The organism is Arthrobacter sp. NPDC093139 (assembly GCF_044754165.1).
GTDB lineage: Bacteria > Actinomycetota > Actinomycetes > Actinomycetales > Micrococcaceae > Arthrobacter.
Genome location: NZ_JBIVOO010000002.1, coordinates 259,143 through 276,307 on the forward strand (window position 1 = coordinate 259,143; position 17,165 = coordinate 276,307).

Annotated in this window: 17 protein-coding genes; 9 read left to right on the forward strand and 8 right to left on the reverse strand. The window is 66.6% G+C overall.

The window, feature by feature from the left end:
• Positions 1-119: 119 nt before the first annotated feature.
• Both ACIP90_RS04315 and ACIP90_RS04320 read right to left on the reverse strand, forming a co-directional pair.
• The gene (locus tag ACIP90_RS04315; protein WP_400577255.1) at positions 120-1,190 is read right to left on the reverse strand and encodes an LCP family protein; all 1,071 of its coding nucleotides are present in this window, start codon (positions 1,188-1,190) and stop codon (positions 120-122) included.
• A gap of 201 nt (positions 1,191-1,391) precedes the next feature.
• Complete coding sequence (locus ACIP90_RS04320) at positions 1,392-2,435, reverse strand: NAD(P)-dependent alcohol dehydrogenase (RefSeq protein WP_400577257.1); 1,044 nt, start codon at positions 2,433-2,435, stop codon at positions 1,392-1,394.
• A gap of 192 nt (positions 2,436-2,627) precedes the next feature.
• On the opposite strand from ACIP90_RS04320, the gene ACIP90_RS04325 reads away from it, so the two are divergent.
• A complete protein-coding gene (locus ACIP90_RS04325) occupies positions 2,628-3,446 on the forward strand; it encodes an HAD family hydrolase (RefSeq protein ID WP_400577259.1) in 819 nt (272 codons plus the stop codon).
• A gap of 9 nt (positions 3,447-3,455) precedes the next feature.
• A complete protein-coding gene (locus ACIP90_RS04330) occupies positions 3,456-4,262 on the forward strand; it encodes a glycerophosphodiester phosphodiesterase family protein (RefSeq protein ID WP_400577261.1) in 807 nt (268 codons plus the stop codon).
• A 38-nt stretch (positions 4,263-4,300) separates the two neighbouring features.
• Here ACIP90_RS04330 and ACIP90_RS04335 read toward each other — a convergent pair whose 3' ends face one another.
• Entirely contained in the window at positions 4,301-4,759 is a 459-nt protein-coding gene (locus ACIP90_RS04335; protein WP_400577263.1) for a hypothetical protein, read from the reverse strand.
• Positions 4,760-4,938: 179 nt separating this feature from the next.
• Between ACIP90_RS04335 and ACIP90_RS04340 the strand changes: the two genes are divergently transcribed.
• Positions 4,939-5,163 carry a DUF6480 family protein gene (locus tag ACIP90_RS04340; protein WP_400577265.1) on the forward strand — a complete coding sequence of 75 codons (225 nt, stop codon included), beginning with the start codon at positions 4,939-4,941 and terminating at the stop codon, positions 5,161-5,163.
• A 76-nt stretch (positions 5,164-5,239) separates the two neighbouring features.
• Positions 5,240-7,069 carry a thiamine pyrophosphate-requiring protein gene (locus ACIP90_RS04345; protein WP_400577267.1) on the forward strand — a complete coding sequence of 610 codons (1,830 nt, stop codon included), beginning with the start codon at positions 5,240-5,242 and terminating at the stop codon, positions 7,067-7,069.
• Between the two features lie 48 nt (positions 7,070-7,117).
• On the opposite strand, the gene ACIP90_RS04350 is transcribed toward ACIP90_RS04345, so the two are convergent.
• Entirely contained in the window at positions 7,118-7,708 is a 591-nt protein-coding gene (locus ACIP90_RS04350) for a dihydrofolate reductase family protein (RefSeq protein ID WP_400577269.1), read from the reverse strand.
• A gap of 124 nt (positions 7,709-7,832) precedes the next feature.
• Between ACIP90_RS04350 and ACIP90_RS04355 the strand changes: the two genes are divergently transcribed.
• The gene (locus ACIP90_RS04355; protein WP_400577271.1) at positions 7,833-8,957 is read left to right on the forward strand and encodes a glycerate kinase; all 1,125 of its coding nucleotides are present in this window, start codon (positions 7,833-7,835) and stop codon (positions 8,955-8,957) included.
• Between the two features lie 47 nt (positions 8,958-9,004).
• Here ACIP90_RS04355 and ACIP90_RS04360 read toward each other — a convergent pair whose 3' ends face one another.
• The gene (locus tag ACIP90_RS04360) at positions 9,005-9,502 is read right to left on the reverse strand and encodes a DUF6328 family protein (protein WP_400577273.1); all 498 of its coding nucleotides are present in this window, start codon (positions 9,500-9,502) and stop codon (positions 9,005-9,007) included.
• A 176-nt stretch (positions 9,503-9,678) separates the two neighbouring features.
• On the opposite strand from ACIP90_RS04360, the gene ACIP90_RS04365 reads away from it, so the two are divergent.
• Positions 9,679-10,578 (forward strand): SDR family oxidoreductase, encoded by a 900-nt coding sequence (locus ACIP90_RS04365; RefSeq protein ID WP_400577275.1) that lies wholly within the window; start codon positions 9,679-9,681, stop codon positions 10,576-10,578.
• Between the two features lie 96 nt (positions 10,579-10,674).
• Positions 10,675-11,214: a hypothetical protein gene (locus ACIP90_RS04370; protein WP_400577276.1), complete on the forward strand. Its 540-nt coding sequence runs from the start codon at positions 10,675-10,677 to the stop codon at positions 11,212-11,214.
• Between the two features lie 163 nt (positions 11,215-11,377).
• Here ACIP90_RS04370 and ACIP90_RS04375 read toward each other — a convergent pair whose 3' ends face one another.
• Entirely contained in the window at positions 11,378-12,742 is a 1,365-nt protein-coding gene (locus tag ACIP90_RS04375; RefSeq protein WP_400577278.1) for a uracil-xanthine permease family protein, read from the reverse strand.
• A gap of 255 nt (positions 12,743-12,997) precedes the next feature.
• Between ACIP90_RS04375 and ACIP90_RS04380 the strand changes: the two genes are divergently transcribed.
• The gene (locus tag ACIP90_RS04380; RefSeq protein ID WP_400577280.1) at positions 12,998-13,603 is read left to right on the forward strand and encodes a malonic semialdehyde reductase; all 606 of its coding nucleotides are present in this window, start codon (positions 12,998-13,000) and stop codon (positions 13,601-13,603) included.
• A gap of 225 nt (positions 13,604-13,828) precedes the next feature.
• On the opposite strand, the gene pgm is transcribed toward ACIP90_RS04380, so the two are convergent.
• The gene (gene pgm / locus ACIP90_RS04385; protein ID WP_400577282.1) at positions 13,829-15,478 is read right to left on the reverse strand and encodes a phosphoglucomutase (alpha-D-glucose-1,6-bisphosphate-dependent); all 1,650 of its coding nucleotides are present in this window, start codon (positions 15,476-15,478) and stop codon (positions 13,829-13,831) included.
• A 181-nt stretch (positions 15,479-15,659) separates the two neighbouring features.
• Between pgm and ACIP90_RS04390 the strand changes: the two genes are divergently transcribed.
• Positions 15,660-16,130 carry a DUF4190 domain-containing protein gene (locus ACIP90_RS04390; protein ID WP_400577284.1) on the forward strand — a complete coding sequence of 157 codons (471 nt, stop codon included), beginning with the start codon at positions 15,660-15,662 and terminating at the stop codon, positions 16,128-16,130.
• A gap of 5 nt (positions 16,131-16,135) precedes the next feature.
• Here ACIP90_RS04390 and ACIP90_RS04395 read toward each other — a convergent pair whose 3' ends face one another.
• The gene (locus tag ACIP90_RS04395; protein WP_400577286.1) at positions 16,136-17,047 is read right to left on the reverse strand and encodes a glutaminase; all 912 of its coding nucleotides are present in this window, start codon (positions 17,045-17,047) and stop codon (positions 16,136-16,138) included.
• Positions 17,048-17,165: the final 118 nt, after the last annotated feature.

Below are 17,165 nucleotides of genomic sequence, written 5' to 3' on the forward strand. Positions count from 1 at the left end.
ATGACGAACCTTGCCGTCCATCGCCGCCGCTCCTTTTCCACCATCAGTTTACTTCCGCGGGCGGCGATAAGCTCCGGCCGGAGAAGAAAAGGAGGTGCCGATGCCGGGCCCCGCCCGCCTCAGCGGACGTCCTTCATTGCCCGATCCCTGATGTACTGGCCTACACGGTCACGGGCAAGGTAATTCCGAAGCTGCGCGAGCGCCACGCTGTCCTGGAGCACAATGGACCGCCCGTCGGGAGACGTGCCGACGCCGGCGGTGGGGAGGGAGAAAAACACCGCATCCTGCAGCCGGACATTCCGCAGGCTGTAGGCGAGTCCCGCCATGGCCGACTGGTCAAGGCCGGTGCTGACGGGAACGAGCGACGAGAGGTAGCCGACCGTCTTGCGGAGCGTCACCGGGTTGGTCAGGGTCTTGGGGCTCATGAGTTCGGCGATCAGCGCCTTCAGGAAGGTCTGCTGGTTGCGCACGCGCTGGTAGTCGCCGTCGCTGAAGGCGTAGCGCTCCCGGACGAACTCCAGGGCCTGGGCTCCGTTGAGGGTCTGCACGCCCTGCCTGAAAGTGTGCCGCCCGTCGTGCGTCGAGGTGAAGGGCGTCGTGACGTTGACCTTGACTCCGCCGAGAGCGTCGACCAGTCCCTTGAACTTGCCGAAGTCGATCAGGATCGCGTGGTCGATGCGCTGCCCGAACAGCGCCCCGGCAGTCTGCCGCATGACGGGCACCCCGCCGAAGGCCAGGCCATCGTTGATCTTGGAGTAGCCGTAGCCCGGGATCTCTGCCCAAAGGTCGCGCATGACGGAGATGCCATACACGTTCTTGCGGTTGGCCGAGATGTGGATCAGGAAGAGGGCATCGGCCCGCTGATCCGTGGCCACCCGGCCCGCGGTCGCCTTCGCATTATCCTCGCGCGTATCGCTGCCCATCAGCAGGATGTTGACGGGCCGTCCTTTGAGGCGGTCAACAGGGGGGGCCGGAGGTTTCGGCTTGGCTTTTGGCTTCGGTGCCGGTGCCTTGGTAGTGGTTGGCGTGGGCGTCGCCGACGTCACGGGAGGCGGACCCGGGGCCGTCTCGGGGCTGTTGGCGCTTCCCTGGGACCAAAAGTAGAGCCCTCCGAGCAGCGGAACCAGAAGGCCCAGCGCCACGAGGAAAGCCAGCAATCTAGGTTGCACGCGTCGTTGCGTATCACTCATGGGATAACTATGTGCCTGAAAAGGTCCGAATGAAAATGGAACTCGCCGGGCGACGTCGGGCTTCCTTGGAACCGGAGCTGCGGCGCCGGACCGGACCCGGCGGCGCCGGACCGAACCCGCGCCGCCGGACCGAACCCGCGCCGCCGAAGCCTGTGCCCCGAACCCGGCGCTCCCGACTCCGGCGCGCTCGCCCGACCCCTGCTACCCCAGCGTCGAGGCGTCGATGACGAAGCGGTAGCGGACGTCGGAGGCGAGGACGCGTTCGTAGGCGTCGTTGATCTTCTCCGCCGGAATGACTTCGATCTCCGCGCCGAGCTGGTGCTCGGCGCAGAAATCGAGCATTTCCTGGGTCTCGCGGATGCCGCCGATCGCCGAACCCGCGAAGGACCGGCGGCCCAGGATCAGCGAGAACACGTTCACCGGAAGCGGTTCGGCCGGTGCACCGACATTCACCAATGCTCCGTCGAGGGTCAGCAGCTGCAGGTAGGAGCTGATGTCGATCGGTGCGCTGACCGTGTTGATGATCAGGTCGAAGGTTCCGGCGAGCGTCTCAAACGTTGCGGGGTCGCTGGTGGCGTAGTAACTGCCGGCTCCGAGGCGCAGGCCGTCCTCCTGCTTCTTCAGCGACTGGGAGAGGACAGTGACGTCGGCGCCCATGGCGGAGGCGAGCTTGACGGCCATGTGTCCGAGTCCGCCGAGTCCGACGACGGCGACCTTCTTGCCGGGGCCGGCGCCCCAGTGCCGCAGCGGGGAGTAGGTGGTGATGCCGGCGCAGAGCAGGGGAGCGGCGACGTCGAGCTCGAGGCCGTCCGGGATCCGCACGACGAAGTCCTCGGTGACCACCACGTGGCTGGAGTAGCCGCCCTGGGTGATGGTGCCGTCGCGGTCCACCGCACCGTAAGTGCCGGTCATTCCGTTGAGGCAGTACTGTTCCTCGCCCTTGCGGCAGTTCCCGCAGTCGCGGCAGGAGTTGACCATGCAGCCCACTCCCACACGGTCGCCGATCCTGTGCCGGGTGACCTCGGAGCCGATGTCCGTGACGACGCCGGCGATTTCGTGGCCGGGCGCCAGCGGATACTGCTGCGGTCCCCAGTCGCCCCGGACCGTGTGGATGTCCGAGTGGCAGATGCCGGCGTAGCGGATTTCGATGAGGACGTCGTGCGGGCCGACGTCACGGCGTTCGATGGTGGTGGGGACGAGGTCCCCGGCCGCGGACGGGGCGGCGTAAGCATTGGCGGTATGCATGGATCTCCTGATTAAGGATGGTTCGGTAGGGCGCCCTGCTTCATGGGTGGCCTCCAGGCAATCTGTCGCGGGAGGAGGGCGCATCATCCATACAACAGGAGTTTTTGCAGCTGAGGGAGTCTCTGCTGATACAGGTACTGGCAGAGCCTCCCTCGCGGCATCCGACATTTCCCGCCCACGTAGACTTGCACCATGCGGTTGGTAGCGAGTGACATAGACGGAACGATCCTTGGGCACGACGGGAAAATCAGTGACCGCACCGTCCGCGCGTTCCACGCCTGCCGGGAGGCAGGTGTCGAACTTGTCTTTGTGACCGGCCGCCCGCCGCGGTGGCTGCACCCCCTCGAGGAGCAGCTGGGCCATACGGGCACCGTCATCTGTTCGAACGGCGCCGTCGTGTGGGATCTCGAGGCCGGCCAGCTGGTTTCCGCCCGGACCATGGCCCTCCCGGACCTGTTCGAGGTCCGGCGGATTATCAAGAAATTGCGTCCCACCGCCCTTTTTGCCGCCGAAACCCTCACCGGCTTCCACCTTGAGCCGGGCTTCATCGAGAACGACACGAGCGAACTGCTGTCCGAATACAGCCCTGCCCCGCTCGCCGAGACGCTCGCGGCGGATGACGCCGTCGTCAAATTCCTTGCCATTGTCCGCGAAGGCACCGCGGATGACTTCCTTGCCGCGGTAGCTCCAGCCGTCGGGGATCTCGCCAACGTGACGCATTCGGCGCCTACCGTCGCCATGCTGGAGCTGTCTGTGCCCGGCATCAACAAGGCCGTCACCTTGGCCGAGTATGCCGCCTCGCGGGGAATCGCCGCCGCGGACGTGGTGGCTTTCGGCGACATGCCCAACGACATCGAAATGCTCCGCTGGGCCGGGCACGGGTACGCGATGGCCAGCGGCCATCCGGAAGCCATCCGCGCCGCCGGCCAGCAGGCGCCGCATTTTGACGACGACGGCGTGGCCCAGGTCCTCGAGGAAAAGCTCGCCGAGCTCGGCGTCAGCCTGCCGTAAGGAACGCCCTTGACGCTGCCCTTCTTCTCGGCTCCGGGCGGGGGTGCCGGCAAGCCCGTGGCGATGGCCCACCGCGGCTTTTCGCTCGATGGCCTGGAGAACTCCATGGCAGCGTTCAGAGCCGCCGTCGCACACGGCTACCGCTATCTCGAAACGGACGTGCACACCACCGCCAACGGCGTGGTCCTCCTCTTCCACGACGCCGCCCTTGACCGGATCACGGACCGCGTGGGACGGATCGCCGAGCTGACCGCTGATGAGGTGGCCAGGGCCCGCATCGGGGGGCGGGAAACGGTGCCCACCTTCGACGAACTCGTGGCGGCGTTCCCCGAGACCCGCTTCAATCTGGACGTCAAGGACTGGCATTCCGTCCGGAGCCTCGCGGAAGCCGTCGAACGGCACGCAGTCCACGACCGCGTCCTCATCGCGAGTTTTTCGGACCGACGACGGCGGGCGGTCCTGCGTCTGCTGTCCCGCCGCACCGCGTCGTCCGCCGGGACTGCGGCGAACGCCGCCTTCGTGGCGTTGTCGCCGCTGCTGGCCGTCCCCGGGCTGCGCTTATTGGTGCAGGCGGTACTGGGCCGCGTGCTGCGCGATGTGGACGCCCTGCAGGTGCCGGTCCGGTACCGCGCCATTCCCGTGGTGACGCCCGGCTTCGTCCGCCGGGCGCACTCACTGGGGCTCTACGTGCACGTGTGGACCATCAACGAGCCGGCCGAGATGCACCGGCTCCTGGACCTTGGCGTGGACGGCATCGTTTCCGACCGGGCCGACCTGCTTCGGGACGTCCTGGAGAGCCGGGGCGCCTGGTCCTGACCGGCTTATCCGGCCCCAACCACCTGTGGTCAATACGGCTAACTGCGGCCCAGCCCGGTGGACGGATCCTGGTCGCCTTCGGAGGGGTCGGCACGGAGCTCGTCCGGATCGGGGTCAGGCAGCCCGGCGGAACCGGCGACGTCCCGGGGCACGTCAGAGCCCTCCGCCGCGCCGATGCCCCCTGAATCCTCAGCGCCGGTTCCAGCGCCGCTTTCGCCGGCAGTGGTTCCGGTGGTTCCGGCGGTGCCGGTTCCTCCGCTCGCCTCCGTACCGGGCCCCTGGGGCGTGTAAGTCGTCCGGCCGGATCCGGCACCCGGTGACGCGTCGCCGTCGTCGTCCATCGCATTGGAGCCTTCGCTGATGGAGGAATGGACCTGGATGTCATCGTCCCTGGCGCCCGGTTCCGGCACGTGCGCATCGTCCGTTGGCTTGGACGTTCCCGCCAGATCCTCCATGGCGTTCTCCGCTGCTTTTCCAATGCTGTCGCCGATTCCCATCAGCTTGCTCCTTCAGTCGTCTCCCGGCTCGGGCCGGAGTTCGCGGCATCTGACTGTTCCAGCATTATCAGCATGCTTACAATTAGTCCAGTGTCACCGGGTATCCGGAGGGCCAGGCTCAGAACGTCGAAGTCCGTTGTCATTCACCGACGACCCAAACCACGGAGGATCGCAGAGACATGAGCAGCTACCACCCCGAAAACGACCCCGCCAACCCTGACCGGCCCGGAGCCGCCGACCGCGAACAACCCCGCGAAAACGAACGGGAAGACTCCGCCAGCTCACCCAACCCCGACCCGCTGAACGGCAACATCAGCGGCCTCGAGCCCGGCGGCGGTGTGCCCCCGGGCGAGACGCCGCCTGCCGAGGACCAGATGAGCGGCGACCAGGGCCACGAGGAATAGCGCCCCGGCGCCCGCAGACTGCAGTCGGGGCGGCGACCCGCCCGGCACCCACCGACCGCAAGCAGGGGAGAGTTCAATGGCAGACCGGCTGGTAGCCGATGTAATGGTGGAACGCCTCAAAGTGTGGGGAGTGAACAGGGTCTTCGGCTACAGCGGAGACGGCATCAACGGATTCATGGGGGCCCTTCGCCGGGCCGGGGACAGCGTGCAGTTCATCCAGGCCCGGCATGAGGAGACGGCGGCGTTCATGGCCGTGGGGCATGCCAAGTACACCGGCGGCGTGGGGGTGGTGACATCCACCCAGGGCCCCGGTGCAGTGCATCTCCTGAACGGTCTCTACGACGCGAAGCTGGACGGCGTCCCGGTGGTGGCCATCATTGGCCAGCAGAGCCGCAGCGTGCTGGGGTCGGCGTATATGCAGGAAATAGATCTCCTGACCCTCTTTAAGGATGTGGCCGCGCAGTTTGCCCAGATGGTCAGCGCGCCGGAGCAGCTCCCCATGGTGCTGGACCGCGCCGTCCGGACGGCGCTGGAGACGCGGACCCCGTGCGTGGTCATCGTCCCGCATGACATCCAGAAAGCGCCGGCCCCCGAGCTGGAGCAGGAGCACGGCATCATCGTGACGGCGCCGGAATGGCAGCCGGCGCGGGTGCTTCCCCACGGTGAGGACCTGGCACGGGCTGCCGACGTGCTGAACGCCGGCGGCAGGGTGGCCCTCCTGGTGGGCCAGGGGGCGAAGCATGCACAGGACGAAGTGGTGGCCATCGCGGAAAAGCTGGGCGCGGGAATCACCAGCAGCCTCCTCGGCAAGCCCTTCGTTGATGAAACGCTCCCCTTTGCAGTGGGCACCATGGGGCACCTCGGCTCCACGGCCAGCGCCCACCTCCTGGGTAACTGTGACACCCTGCTGATCGTCGGTTCCAACGATCCCTGGACCGAGTTTTACCCGAAGCCTGGCACCGCCCGGGCGGTGCAGATCGACATCGACGGGCGGAAAGTCGGGAACCGCTACCCCGTGGAGGTGGGCCTCGTGGGGGACGCGGCGGAAACCCTGCGGGAGCTCATGGGACGGCTGGGCGGAGGGACTGTGGGTGACGACGGGCGTGCCGGCGCAGGGCGGGAGGATGCCCGCAAGCAGTGGCGGGCGGACGTGGAGGAGCAGGTCCGCAGCTGGCGTGCGCTGTCGGAGGAGCGTTCCCGGGTGCCGGCCACGCCGGTGAACCCGGAACTCGTGGTCCGCGAGCTCAACGGGAGGCTCCCCGGGAATGCCCAGGTGAGTGTCGACGTCGGCAGTTGCGTCTACTGGTACGCCCGCCAGCTGATCCTCCCGCCGGGCGTGCCGGCGCACCTGTCCGGGACGCTCGCCAGCATGGGGTGCGCCCTTCCCTATGGGATTGCGGCGAAGCTGGCCCGGCCGGACCAGCCGGTGGTGGCGCTCGCCGGCGATGGTGCCATGCAGATGGCGGGCGTGGCTGAGCTCGTGACCGTGGCGCACCGCTGGAGACAGTGGGCCGATCCGCGCTTTGTGGTGTGCGTCTTCAACAACCGCGAGCTTGCAGAGGTCACCTGGGAACAGCGGGAAACGGAATCCGAGCCGCGGTTTGCTGACAGCCAGGAGATCCCGGACTTTCCGTACGCGGGCTATGCAGAACTGCTGGGCCTGACGGGCATCCGGGTGGATGCCCCGGAGCAGTTGGCCGGCGCCTGGGAGCGCGCGTTCGACGCCGACCGGCCGGTAGTAATCGAGGTCCTGACGGATCCTGACATCCCGCTTCTTCCGCCCTTCCCCGCGGGCGCGGAGAAGCTGGACGGCATGCGGTCCGCCCTCGCGGCCGAGGGCCTCTCCGGCGCCGGTGCCGAAGCGCTGCTGAACACGTACGCCGGACAGGAGGAACGGCGCGGCTGAGCCCGTCCAGTGATGGCCGACCAGTGACGTCCAACGATTGTCAGCTTTTCAGCGGATGACCCGGTAGCGCACGTGGGTGACGAGGCGGGTACCGCTCACTTCCGTCGGCTCAAGCTGCAGGTTCCCCACGCCGTCCAGCAGCCGCTCGCCCGCACCCAGGATCATGGGCGCCGTGTGGAGCCGCAGCTCGTCGATCAGCCCCGCCGAGAGGTATTGGCGGGCGGTCTGCGCTCCTCCGGCGATGGCCACGTCCTTGTCGCCGGCAGCCTTCCTCGCCTGTGCCAGCGCCGATTCGATCCCGTCGGCCACGAAGTTGAACGTGGTTCCGCCCTGCATCTCCAGGGGGCTGCGGGGATGATGGGTGAGAACGAATACGGGTGCGTGATAGGGCGGTTCCTCACCCCACCATCCCCGCCAGTCCTCATCCCACGCCCCGGGCCCTGCAAACATGTTCCGACCCATGATGTAGGCGCCGGCCTCGAGGATGCCGTCGATCTCGGCTGCGTTGGACTCGGGTTCTTCGAACATCCATCTGTGCAGGAGCTCTCCTCCCTCGCCCAAGGGGTCCTCCGGGGTCTGGTTCGGGCCGGCGACGAATCCGTCGAGGGAGATGGTCAGATCACATGTGACGCGGCTCATGCGCCCATCATGCCACCCCTCGGCGGTTCGGGTCAGGCCGGGCCGTCCCACCCGCGGCCGCTGCCGCATGCCCACATAACGGAATCGGCAAGCGTGCTCCCGGGGATGCTGGCAGGATGGAGCCATGCGCATCCTCATCGCCCCGGACAAGTTCAAGGGTTCCCTTACCGCTGTTGAAGCCGCCGCCGCCATCGCCGAAGGCGCCCTCCGCGTCTATCCCGACGCCGTGGCCACGCAGTTCCCGGTCGCCGACGGCGGCGAAGGGACCTTGGAAGCCGCGGTTGCCGCCGGCTATGAGGAGCGGCTCAACGCCGTCGTTGGCCCCATCCTGGCGCCGATCGGCGCCGCTTGGGCGTTCCGGAAAGACGCTGCCGGCCGGGCCGCGGCGGTCATCGAGACTGCCCAGGCGTCCGGCCTGGCCCACATGGAGCCGACGCCCGAAAACGCCCTGCGCGCCCACAGCTACGGCTGCGGCCAGCTTATTGCCGCGGCCCTGGACGCCGGCGCCACGGAGATCGTCCTGGGCGTCGGAGGTTCGGCCATGACCGACGGCGGCAGCGGCGCCCTGCGTGCACTGGGCCTCAAACCCCTGGACGCCGCCGGGAACGTGGTGCCGCTCGGCGGGGGAGCGCTGGCGGACGTCGTGGCAGTGGACTCCTCCGGACTGGATCCCCGGCTGGCCGCCGTAAACTTCCGGATCGCCGTCGACGTCAGGAATCCACTGTTCGGCAACACGGGCGCCGCCCATGTCTTCGGCCCGCAGAAGGGCGCCGACGAGGACGCCGTGGAGAAGCTCGACGCCGGCCTGCGCAACTGGGCGTCCGTCCTGCGGGAGGCGACCGGCCGGGACGTCAACGTCCCGGGCGCCGGAGCGGCCGGCGGCTTCCCGGCGTCGTTCCTGGCATTTACCCAGGCCACGCTGGAAGGCGGCTTCGCGCTCGTGGCCGGGCTGACCGGGCTGGCCGGGCAACTCAAGGAAGCCGATCTGGTCATCACCGGCGAAGGGTCCATGGACTCGCAGTCACTCACGGGAAAGGCGCCGATCGCGCTCGCGGACGCCGCCCGGGAGCTCGGCATTCCGGTGATTGTCGTGGCCGGGCGGATCCTCGTCACGCCCGAGGACCTGGCCGCTCACGGCGTGGTGGCCGCGGCGCAGTTGCTGGACGTTGCGCCCAGTACGGAAGAGGCCATTGCGAATGCGGGCAAGTACCTGACCTGGGCCACTACCCAAGTGCTGGAAGGGGCCTGACCCTTTATTGGTTCGGCCTTTCTGGTTCGGGGCCGGGCCGGCGGCATTCAGCCGTTCGACTTCCTGGCCTTCCGGTGCAGGTGCAAGGGGACATAGACCAGGAGGACGATGAGCACGAGCAGCAGGATTGCACCCGCGCTGAGCCCGGCAGCGCGTCCGGCTGTGACGTCAAAAACGAGGGCGGCCGTCCCTACGCTAAGCGCCCCCACACCACTCAGGGCGATCTTGGTGATGTTATCCCCGCTGGTCACCAGGGTTGCCTTGAGCCGCTTACGGAAGAGCCGGCGGTGCACGCTCACCGGAAGCAGGATGAAGGCGGTGGTCAGGGCCGCCAGCGCCACGTTCACCAGGTACAGGTTCCGCTGAAAGTCATCGAGGGTCTCGAAACGGTCCTGGAACGGCAACGTCAGCAGGAAGCCAGCCAAGATCTGCACGCCGGTCTGAAGGACGCGCAGTTCCTGGATCAGCTCCATCCAGTTCCGGTCGAGCTGTTCCTCGCGGGTCTCGTTCCTGCCGCTGCCAGCGGGGGCGTCCGGATCCGTCATGCATCCTCCTCCATCTGGCCTGACGGCTGCTGTGTGCTCCAAACCTAGGCTCTGCGATCCGGGAATTCAACAACTGCTAAGTTTACTGACCATCTTTTGTCAGGCTGTGGACTTGGTCCTCGACACTGCGTTAGGTTCGAAGAGCCGGACCCGGCAAAGCCTTGGAAAGGTGGACTATGAGTGACTCAGAAAAGCAGCCCGACCAGCCTAGGGATCCCCGTGGGACCTACCACGCAGGCCCTTTTCCCCAGCAGGAACAGAAGCAGCCGGGCCTCACGGCCCCGATGGATCCGCACCCCGACCATGGCGAGCTGAGCTACGAGGGCAGTGACAAGCTTCGGGGCAAAGCCGCCCTTATCACGGGCGGCGACTCGGGCATCGGCAAGGCGGTGGCGATTGCTTTCGCCCGCGAGGGCGCGGATGTCGCCATCTCATATCTTCCGGAGGAGGAAGAGGACGCCCGGGATACGGCCGATTGGATCCGCAAGACGGGCCGGCGGGCTCTCCTTCTTGCAGGCGACGGGCGGAGCGAAGAGTTCAGCACGAAGATCGTGGACGATACAGTGGCGGAGTTCGGGCGGCTCGACGTGGTGGTGCTCAACGCCGCCTACCAGAAAAACCGGGACAGCTTCGAGTCCCTGCCCACAGAGGAGTTCGACCGCGTCTTCCAGACCAACCTCTACTCCCTGCTGTGGACGGCGCGCGCTGCCGTGCCGCACCTGACGGCAGGTGCGTCCATCATCACCACGGCCTCCATCCAGGCATTCAACCCGTCACCGGGACTGATCGACTACGCCATGACCAAGGCGGCGCAGGTGGCTTTCACCAAGGCGCTGGCTCAGGAACTGGGACCGAAGGGCATCCGGGTCAACGCCGTGGCGCCAGGCCCCATCTGGACTCCTCTCATTCCTGCCACGGAGTGGCCGGACAAGCTGCCAAATTTCGGCCAGGACACGCCGCTGCAGCGCGCAGGCCAGCCTGCCGAGCTCGCCGCTGCCTATGTCCTGCTGGCGTCCGACGCCGGCTCGTACATCTCCGGGGCGGTGCTTCCCGTTACGGGCGGCAAGGGGCTGTGAGCCCCTGAAAGGACCCGGCGCTCCCAGTAACCCCGCCACTGCGCTTCCAGCCAACAGTATTTCCAGCCAACTGTATTTCCCACCAAGGAGGAACACATGAGCCAGGACAACCAGCACGCAGCCCCTGAAGAGGAAGCCGGAGGTTATGGCACCCCAACCGTGGAGCAGGAAATGGGCGGAAAGCAGTTCGCCCAGCCCCGCGAGGAGGAGGACTTCGACGAAGCGGGCCTGAACCAGGATAGCCCGGAGGGCGAGAGGTTCGACACCGGCACCCCGAACCTCAGCCACTTTGCTGAAGAGGACCAGGACAGCGCAGGAGAACCCGGTGCCGGCCGGTTCGGCGGAACCGACGACCAGCTGCACGCCGAGGGCGACATCAGCAGGGCTGGTTTCGACCCGACGCCGGGGGAGTCCCCACTTCCCCGCGACGCTGATGCTGCGCCGGCTGAGGATGCCGGTACGGCAGTGCCGTCCAGTGAGGCTGAGATCGGCGAGGGCACTGCCGATGAGCAGGATTCGGACCAGTTCTCCTCGGAGCCCGCCCAGGAGGCCTCCGGCCTGCCGGACGGAAGCGGCAATGATTTGCCGCAGGAGAAGTCCCCTAATGACGAGGACGAAACGTTCGACGCCGGATAATCCCGCTCCCCCACGCGGCCGGAGCCACATTTCTGCACCGCTTTAGATCCGGCAAGGCCCTGGCGCCCTTGGAGTTCCGGGGGCGCCGACGCCTACTGGCACTGAAAGTGGTGCAGAAATGCGGCAGGCTGGGCTCATTAACCGGGCCCCAGCCCGCCGGCGCCTATCGCTTCTTGGGTGGGCGCTTGGCCGCGGACTTGATGGCTGCCTTGGCTGCCGGAGGAAGGCCCTGATGTGCTGCCGGCCCTTCGGTTTCCGGCTCGGCTGCGGTGCCCCGGGCCCTGGCGATGGCCTTCATGCCGTGATAGATGGCCAGGGCAGCCGCGGAGCCCAACGCGATGCCGGTGAACTTCAGGTCTCCGACAGTCCACGTGTAATCGGCGATGCCAATAATCAGCGCGACGGCGGCGGTGGTCAGGTTCACGGGGTTGGAGAAGTTGACCTTGTTCTGGACCCAGATCTTCACGCCGAGGATGCCGATCATGCCGTACAGCATGGTGGCGGCGCCGCCCAATACGCCCGGCGGCACCGTGGCGATCAGTTCGCCGAACTTGGGTGAGAAGCTCAGGAGGATGGCGAAGATGCCGGCAACCCAGTACGCGGCCGTGGAATACACCTTCGTGGCGGCCATGACGCCGATGTTTTCCGCATAGGTGGTGGTGCCCGATCCGCCTCCGAAGCCGGCCAGCACTGTGGCGGCGCCGTCAGCAACGAGTGCCCGGCCCGAAACGCCGTCCAGGTTCTGGCCGGTCATCGCGGATACGGACTTCACATGGCCGATGTTTTCCGCCACCAGCACCAGTACGACGGGAACGAAGAGGCCCACCACGCCCAGATGGAATTCGGGCGTCTGGAAATGGGGCAGGCCGACCCAAGCTGCGGCATCCATCTTGGCGTAATTCACCTCGCCCCGGACCATGGCGGCGAGGTAGCCCACCAGTACGCCTACGAGAATACTGAGGCGGCCAATGATCCCCCGGAACAGGACGCTCACCAAGATGATGGTGACGAGGGTGATGAGCGCCGTGACGGGGGCGGCGTCGAAATTGTTCTTGGCCGCGGGCGCGAGGTTGAGGCCGATCAGCGCCACGATTGCGCCGGTGACGATGGGCGGCATGAGCCTGTTGATCCAGCCCGCGCCGAACTTCTGCACGATCGCGCCGATGAGCGCCAGCCCGGCGCCGGCCATCACGACCCCGCCGAGGGCGCCGGGGACGCCGAACTGCTGCTGGGAGGCCATGATGGGCGCGATGAACGCGAAGCTGGAGCCAAGGTAGCTGGGCACCCGGCCCTGGGTGATCACGAGGAACAGGAGCGTGCCGATGCCGGAGAAGAACAGCGTGGTGGCCGGCGGCATCCCCGTGATGATGGGCACCAGGAACGTCGCGCCGAACATGGCCACGACGTGCTGCATGCCCACGCCGATGGTAATTGGCCAGGTGAGCCGTTCTCCGGGGGCAACCACTTCGCCGGGGCGGACAGCTTTGCCGTTGCCGTGCAGCTTCCATTTGGTTCCGAGCATGCTCATTGCCGGGGCCTTTCCGAGGGGTTGCCCGAGGGAGGGGCTGGATCTTCCGGTGCAACAATACCGCGCTGGTGCCCCGGGCGAGTGGGCATGCGCGGTTGAGCCGGGCCGTCGCTGCAGGGGAACGGAGCAGTGTGCCAAAGCTCACGCCCTGTAACGGGCCGTCACGGGAAGAGCATGGTTCCGCCGCCGGTTGCAACCATGGAAAGCAGTACCGCCACGGCCCGGACGGGGCGGCGGCCAATCGAGAGGAAACGAATGACCATCGCCCATGAAGAAGCCGTGATCGATTCCGCAGCCGTGGACGCGATCTTCGCCGAGGCCCGTACGGCCCATGCCTTCACCGGAGAAGTCACTGAGCAGCAGGCCCGCGCCATCTATGAACTGACCAAGTTCGGCCCTACCGCGTTCAACTCCCAGCCGCTGCGGGTCACATACGTGCGCTCGCCCGAGGCCCGCGCCAAGCTCGTGGACGCTCTCTCCAGCGGGAACCGCGCCAAGACGGCCGCCGCCCCGCTCGTTGCCATCCTCAGCTACGACACCTCATGGCAGGAGCAGTGGGAGAACTTCCTGCCCGGCTACAACGCACCCAAAGCCATGTACGACGCCTCCGCGGACCTGGCCGCCGCCACGGGCAACAACAACGCGCACCTGCAGGCGGGCTATTTCATCCTCGCCGTGCGCTCCCTCGGGCTCGCCGCGGGCCCCATGACGGGCGCGGACTTTGCCGCCATCGATAAGGAGTTTTTCCCGGCCGGAGACCAGAAGAGCTTCCTGGTGGTCAACATCGGCCAGCCCGGACCCGACGCGTGGGGCGAGGCCAAGCCGAAGTTCGCCTACGAGGACGTCGTCCGGACCGTCTAGGTCTGATTGGGCAGCGTTAGGTCTCATTGGGCAGCGTTTGACCAGCTAGGAGTCTGGTTGGCCGGACTCTGATGAGCCCGGGCGGATCCGGCCTCGGACGCGCGATTGCCTCCGGCAACATGGGGGACATTCCGGAGGCAATCGGGGCAGTATTTCTGCAGCCGAAGCTGCAAGGCATGCATCCGGGCCTAGTCCAAGTTTAGACCTGTTGCGCCCGGTTAGCTCCTAGGAAATCACGCCGTCCACCAGCGCCTTGGCTTCTGCCTGGACCTGCTTCAGGTGGTCGGCGCCCTTGAAGGACTCGGCGTAGATCTTGTAGACATCCTCGGTCCCGGACGGGCGGGCGGCGAACCAGGCGTTCTCCGTTACCACCTTCAGGCCGCCGATGGCTGCCCCGTTGCCGGGAGCCTCCGTCAGCTTCGCGGTGATCGTCTCGCCGGCCAGTTCGGTGGCTGTGACGTCCGACGGCGACAGCTTGCCAAGCGCCGCCTTCTGCTCGCGCGTGGCGGCGGCGTCGATGCGTGCATAGACCGGATCGCCGAACTGGTCCGTGAGGCCCTTGTACAGCTGCGACGGCGACTTGCCGGTGACCGCGGTGATCTCCGAGGCGAGCAGCGCCAGCAGGATGCCATCCTTGTCGGTGGTCCAGACGCTGCCGTCCATCTTGTTGAACGAGGCGCCGGCGGATTCCTCGCCGCCGAACGCGCCTTCGCCGGACAGCAGCCCAGGAACGAACCACTTGAAGCCGACCGGCACCTCCACGAGCTTGCGGCCGAGGCTTCCGGCGACGCGGTCGATGATGGAGGAGGACACCAGCGTCTTGCCGATGACAGATTCCGGGTTCCAGCCGGTGCGGTGCCGGTACAGGTAGTCGATAGCGACAGCGAGGTAGTGGTTCGGGTTCATCAGCCCGCCATCCGGCGTGACAATGCCGTGGCGGTCAGCGTCGGCGTCGTTTCCGGTCGCGACGTCGTAGTTGGCGCCATCAGACATCCGGTTGATGAGCGACGCCATGGCGGACGGCGAGGAGCAGTCCATGCGGATCTTCTCGTCCCAGTCCAGGGTCATGAACGCCCACTGCGGATCCACGGTCGGGTTGACCACGGTGAGGTTCAGGTGGTGGCGCTCGCCGATCTCACCCCAGTAGTCGACGGACGCGCCGCCCATGGGATCGGCGCCGATCCGGACGCCCGCCTCGCGGATGGCATTCAGGTCAAGCACGGAGGGGAGATCGTCCACATAGCTGCTGAGGTAGTCGAACTTGCCCGTGGTCTCGGCTTCGAGGGCTTCCGCCACCGGGATCCGCTTCACGCCGCGGAGGCCGTTTTCCAAAAGTTCATTGGCGCGGTTGGCGATCCAGCCGGTGGCGTCCGTGTCTGCGGGTCCACCGTGCGGCGGGTTGTACTTGAAGCCGCCGTCGGCGGGAGGGTTGTGGCTGGGCGTGACCACGATGCCGTCAGCCTGCGGGGCGCCGGCCGGGGCATTGCGGTTATAGGTCAGGATGGCGTGGCTGAGGGCGGGGGTGGGGGTGTAGCCGTGGCGGGCGTCGATGAGGACTTTCACGCCATTGGCGGCCAGGACCTCGAGGGCGGAGTTCTGCGCCGGTTCACTGAGTCCGTGCGTGTCTTTGGCCAGGAACAGCGGCCCAGTGATGCCCTGCCCTGCCCGGTATTCCACGATCGCCTGCGTGATGGCCACGATATGCGCCTCATTGAAGGACGCCTTCAGGCTGGACCCGCGGTGTCCGGACGTTCCGAACGCCACACGCTGTCCAGGATCGGTCAGGTCGGGTTTGACGTCATAGTACGCATCCAGAAGAGCGGTCAGGTCAACAAGGTCTTGGGGTTGGGCAACTGTGCCCGCGCGGCTAGCCATGGCACCAGCATGCCAGACGACGGCGGGGGCGGAACACGGCACGTCCGAAATGCGGTCCCTATGACGCTGAAATGTCGAAAACAATGCGTACCAGGCGGTTTTAGGATAAATAAACTCCCGGGGTTTAGAAGCCGTTGGTCGGCTGTAATGTTTTGTTTAGGACATTGCAGAGGGGATTCCCATGACAGAACCGCGCCATAACGGAACGGACGGCGATCCAACACCGAGCGGTTACCAGCCGCCGTCGTACATTCCACCGCAGGGTTCGGATATCCCCGGACCGCCGCAGTACACGCACTATGGCCGGCAGGGCCAGGAATATGGACAGCAGTACTACCCGCAATACGGCCAGCAGTACGCCGGTCCTTATGGCCAGCCGTACTACGGGATGCCGGCGGAGCCGAAGACGCTGAGCATCGCCAGCCTGTGCTGCGGCATCGCCGTGTTCGTGGGCTTCGGCTTTATCGTCCTGCCGCAGGTTGCAGCCGTCATCCTGGGGCACATGGCCGTTCGGCGTGAACCCTCCGGCCGCGGGCTCGCCATTGCCGGCCTGGTGATGGGGTACATCGGCCTGGCCCTCACGGTGCTGGCCATCATTGGGCTGGCGCTGCTGTTCAGCGTCGCGGCCAGCAGTTCCTACACCAACGCCTGAGGCCGCTAGAAGATAGACCAGCCGGTGCGGGTGGTGAACTCGTCCAGGGCGGCGACTCCTGCCACGGAATTCCCTGAGCGGCCCAGCCCAGGGCTCCAGACACAGATGGTGCAGTTGTTGGGCACAACCGCGATGATTCCACCGCCCACCCCGCTCTTGCCCGGAAGACCCACCCGGTAGGCGAATTCGCCGGCTGCATCGTAGGTGCCGCACGTAAGCATCACGGCATTGATGCGCTTGGTCTGGGCCGGGGAGAGCACCGCGCTGCCATCGGCTGCCAGTCCGTTGCGGGCGAGGAAGCTGCTGGCCACGGCCAGATCAGCGCAGCTCATGGCGAGGGAACACTGGCTGACGTACGCGTCGAGGACGTCTTCCACCGGATTGTCCAGGTTGCCGCAACTGGCCAGGAAGTGCGCCAGCGACGCGTTCCTGTTGTTGTTCCTGGCCTCGGACTCGGCCACTACCGCATCGATGCCGATGGAACCGTTGCCGCTTTCGGTCCGGAGCAGATCGCGGACAGCCGTATGGGGGTTGTCGGCGATGCTCAGGAGCCTGTCGGTGACCACGAGCGCTCCGGCGTTGATGAACGGATTGCGCGGTATGCCGTCTTCATGCTCCAGCTGGACCAGCGAGTTGAACGGATTGCCGGACGGCTCCCGGAAGACCCGCTTCCAGATCCTGTCGCCGTCCCCGGCGAGCACCAGCGCGAGGGCAAACACCTTCGAGATGCTTTGGATCGAGAACGGCACGTCCGAGTCACCTGACGAAAACACCTCGCCGTCACCGGTAGCCACCGAAATTCCGAACTGGCCGGCGCTCACCGCTCCGAGTTCGGGGATATAGCCGGCCACCTCGCCTTGGCCAATGTGGGGTGTGACCGAGCCGGCGATGTCGTCAAGGAGGCTTTGGATGTCCATGGCGGAGGGTTCTCTTCTTCTGTTTCAGGGCACGGCAATGGTGCCGGCCGTTGGCGAATGGTGCTGGTGCTTGGCTGGATGGCGGCGCTTGGCCAGATGCTTGCGTTTCAGGCAGTTG

Excerpts from the sequence above, each read along its gene's own strand:
- ACIP90_RS04320 (WP_400577257.1), bottom strand. The coding sequence starts at position 2,435 with ATGCATACCGCCAATGCTTACGCCGCCCCGTCCGCGGCCGGGGACCTC.
- pgm (WP_400577282.1), bottom strand. The coding sequence starts at position 15,478 with ATGGCTAGCCGCGCGGGCACAGTTGCCCAACCCCAAGACCTTGTTGAC.
- ACIP90_RS04380 (WP_400577280.1), top strand. The coding sequence starts at position 12,998 with ATGACCATCGCCCATGAAGAAGCCGTGATCGATTCCGCAGCCGTGGAC.
- ACIP90_RS04335 (WP_400577263.1), bottom strand. The coding sequence starts at position 4,759 with ATGGGAATCGGCGACAGCATTGGAAAAGCAGCGGAGAACGCCATGGAG.
- ACIP90_RS04315 (WP_400577255.1), bottom strand. The coding sequence starts at position 1,190 with ATGAGTGATACGCAACGACGCGTGCAACCTAGATTGCTGGCTTTCCTC.
- ACIP90_RS04375 (WP_400577278.1), bottom strand. The coding sequence starts at position 12,742 with ATGAGCATGCTCGGAACCAAATGGAAGCTGCACGGCAACGGCAAAGCT.
- ACIP90_RS04360 (WP_400577273.1), bottom strand. The coding sequence starts at position 9,502 with ATGACGGATCCGGACGCCCCCGCTGGCAGCGGCAGGAACGAGACCCGC.
- ACIP90_RS04370 (WP_400577276.1), top strand. The coding sequence starts at position 10,675 with ATGAGCCAGGACAACCAGCACGCAGCCCCTGAAGAGGAAGCCGGAGGT.
- ACIP90_RS04325 (WP_400577259.1), top strand. The coding sequence starts at position 2,628 with ATGCGGTTGGTAGCGAGTGACATAGACGGAACGATCCTTGGGCACGAC.
- ACIP90_RS04345 (WP_400577267.1), top strand. The coding sequence starts at position 5,240 with ATGGCAGACCGGCTGGTAGCCGATGTAATGGTGGAACGCCTCAAAGTG.
- ACIP90_RS04365 (WP_400577275.1), top strand. The coding sequence starts at position 9,679 with ATGAGTGACTCAGAAAAGCAGCCCGACCAGCCTAGGGATCCCCGTGGG.
- ACIP90_RS04350 (WP_400577269.1), bottom strand. The coding sequence starts at position 7,708 with ATGAGCCGCGTCACATGTGATCTGACCATCTCCCTCGACGGATTCGTC.
- ACIP90_RS04390 (WP_400577284.1), top strand. The coding sequence starts at position 15,660 with ATGACAGAACCGCGCCATAACGGAACGGACGGCGATCCAACACCGAGC.
- ACIP90_RS04355 (WP_400577271.1), top strand. The coding sequence starts at position 7,833 with ATGCGCATCCTCATCGCCCCGGACAAGTTCAAGGGTTCCCTTACCGCT.
- ACIP90_RS04395 (WP_400577286.1), bottom strand. The coding sequence starts at position 17,047 with ATGGACATCCAAAGCCTCCTTGACGACATCGCCGGCTCGGTCACACCC.
- ACIP90_RS04340 (WP_400577265.1), top strand. The coding sequence starts at position 4,939 with ATGAGCAGCTACCACCCCGAAAACGACCCCGCCAACCCTGACCGGCCC.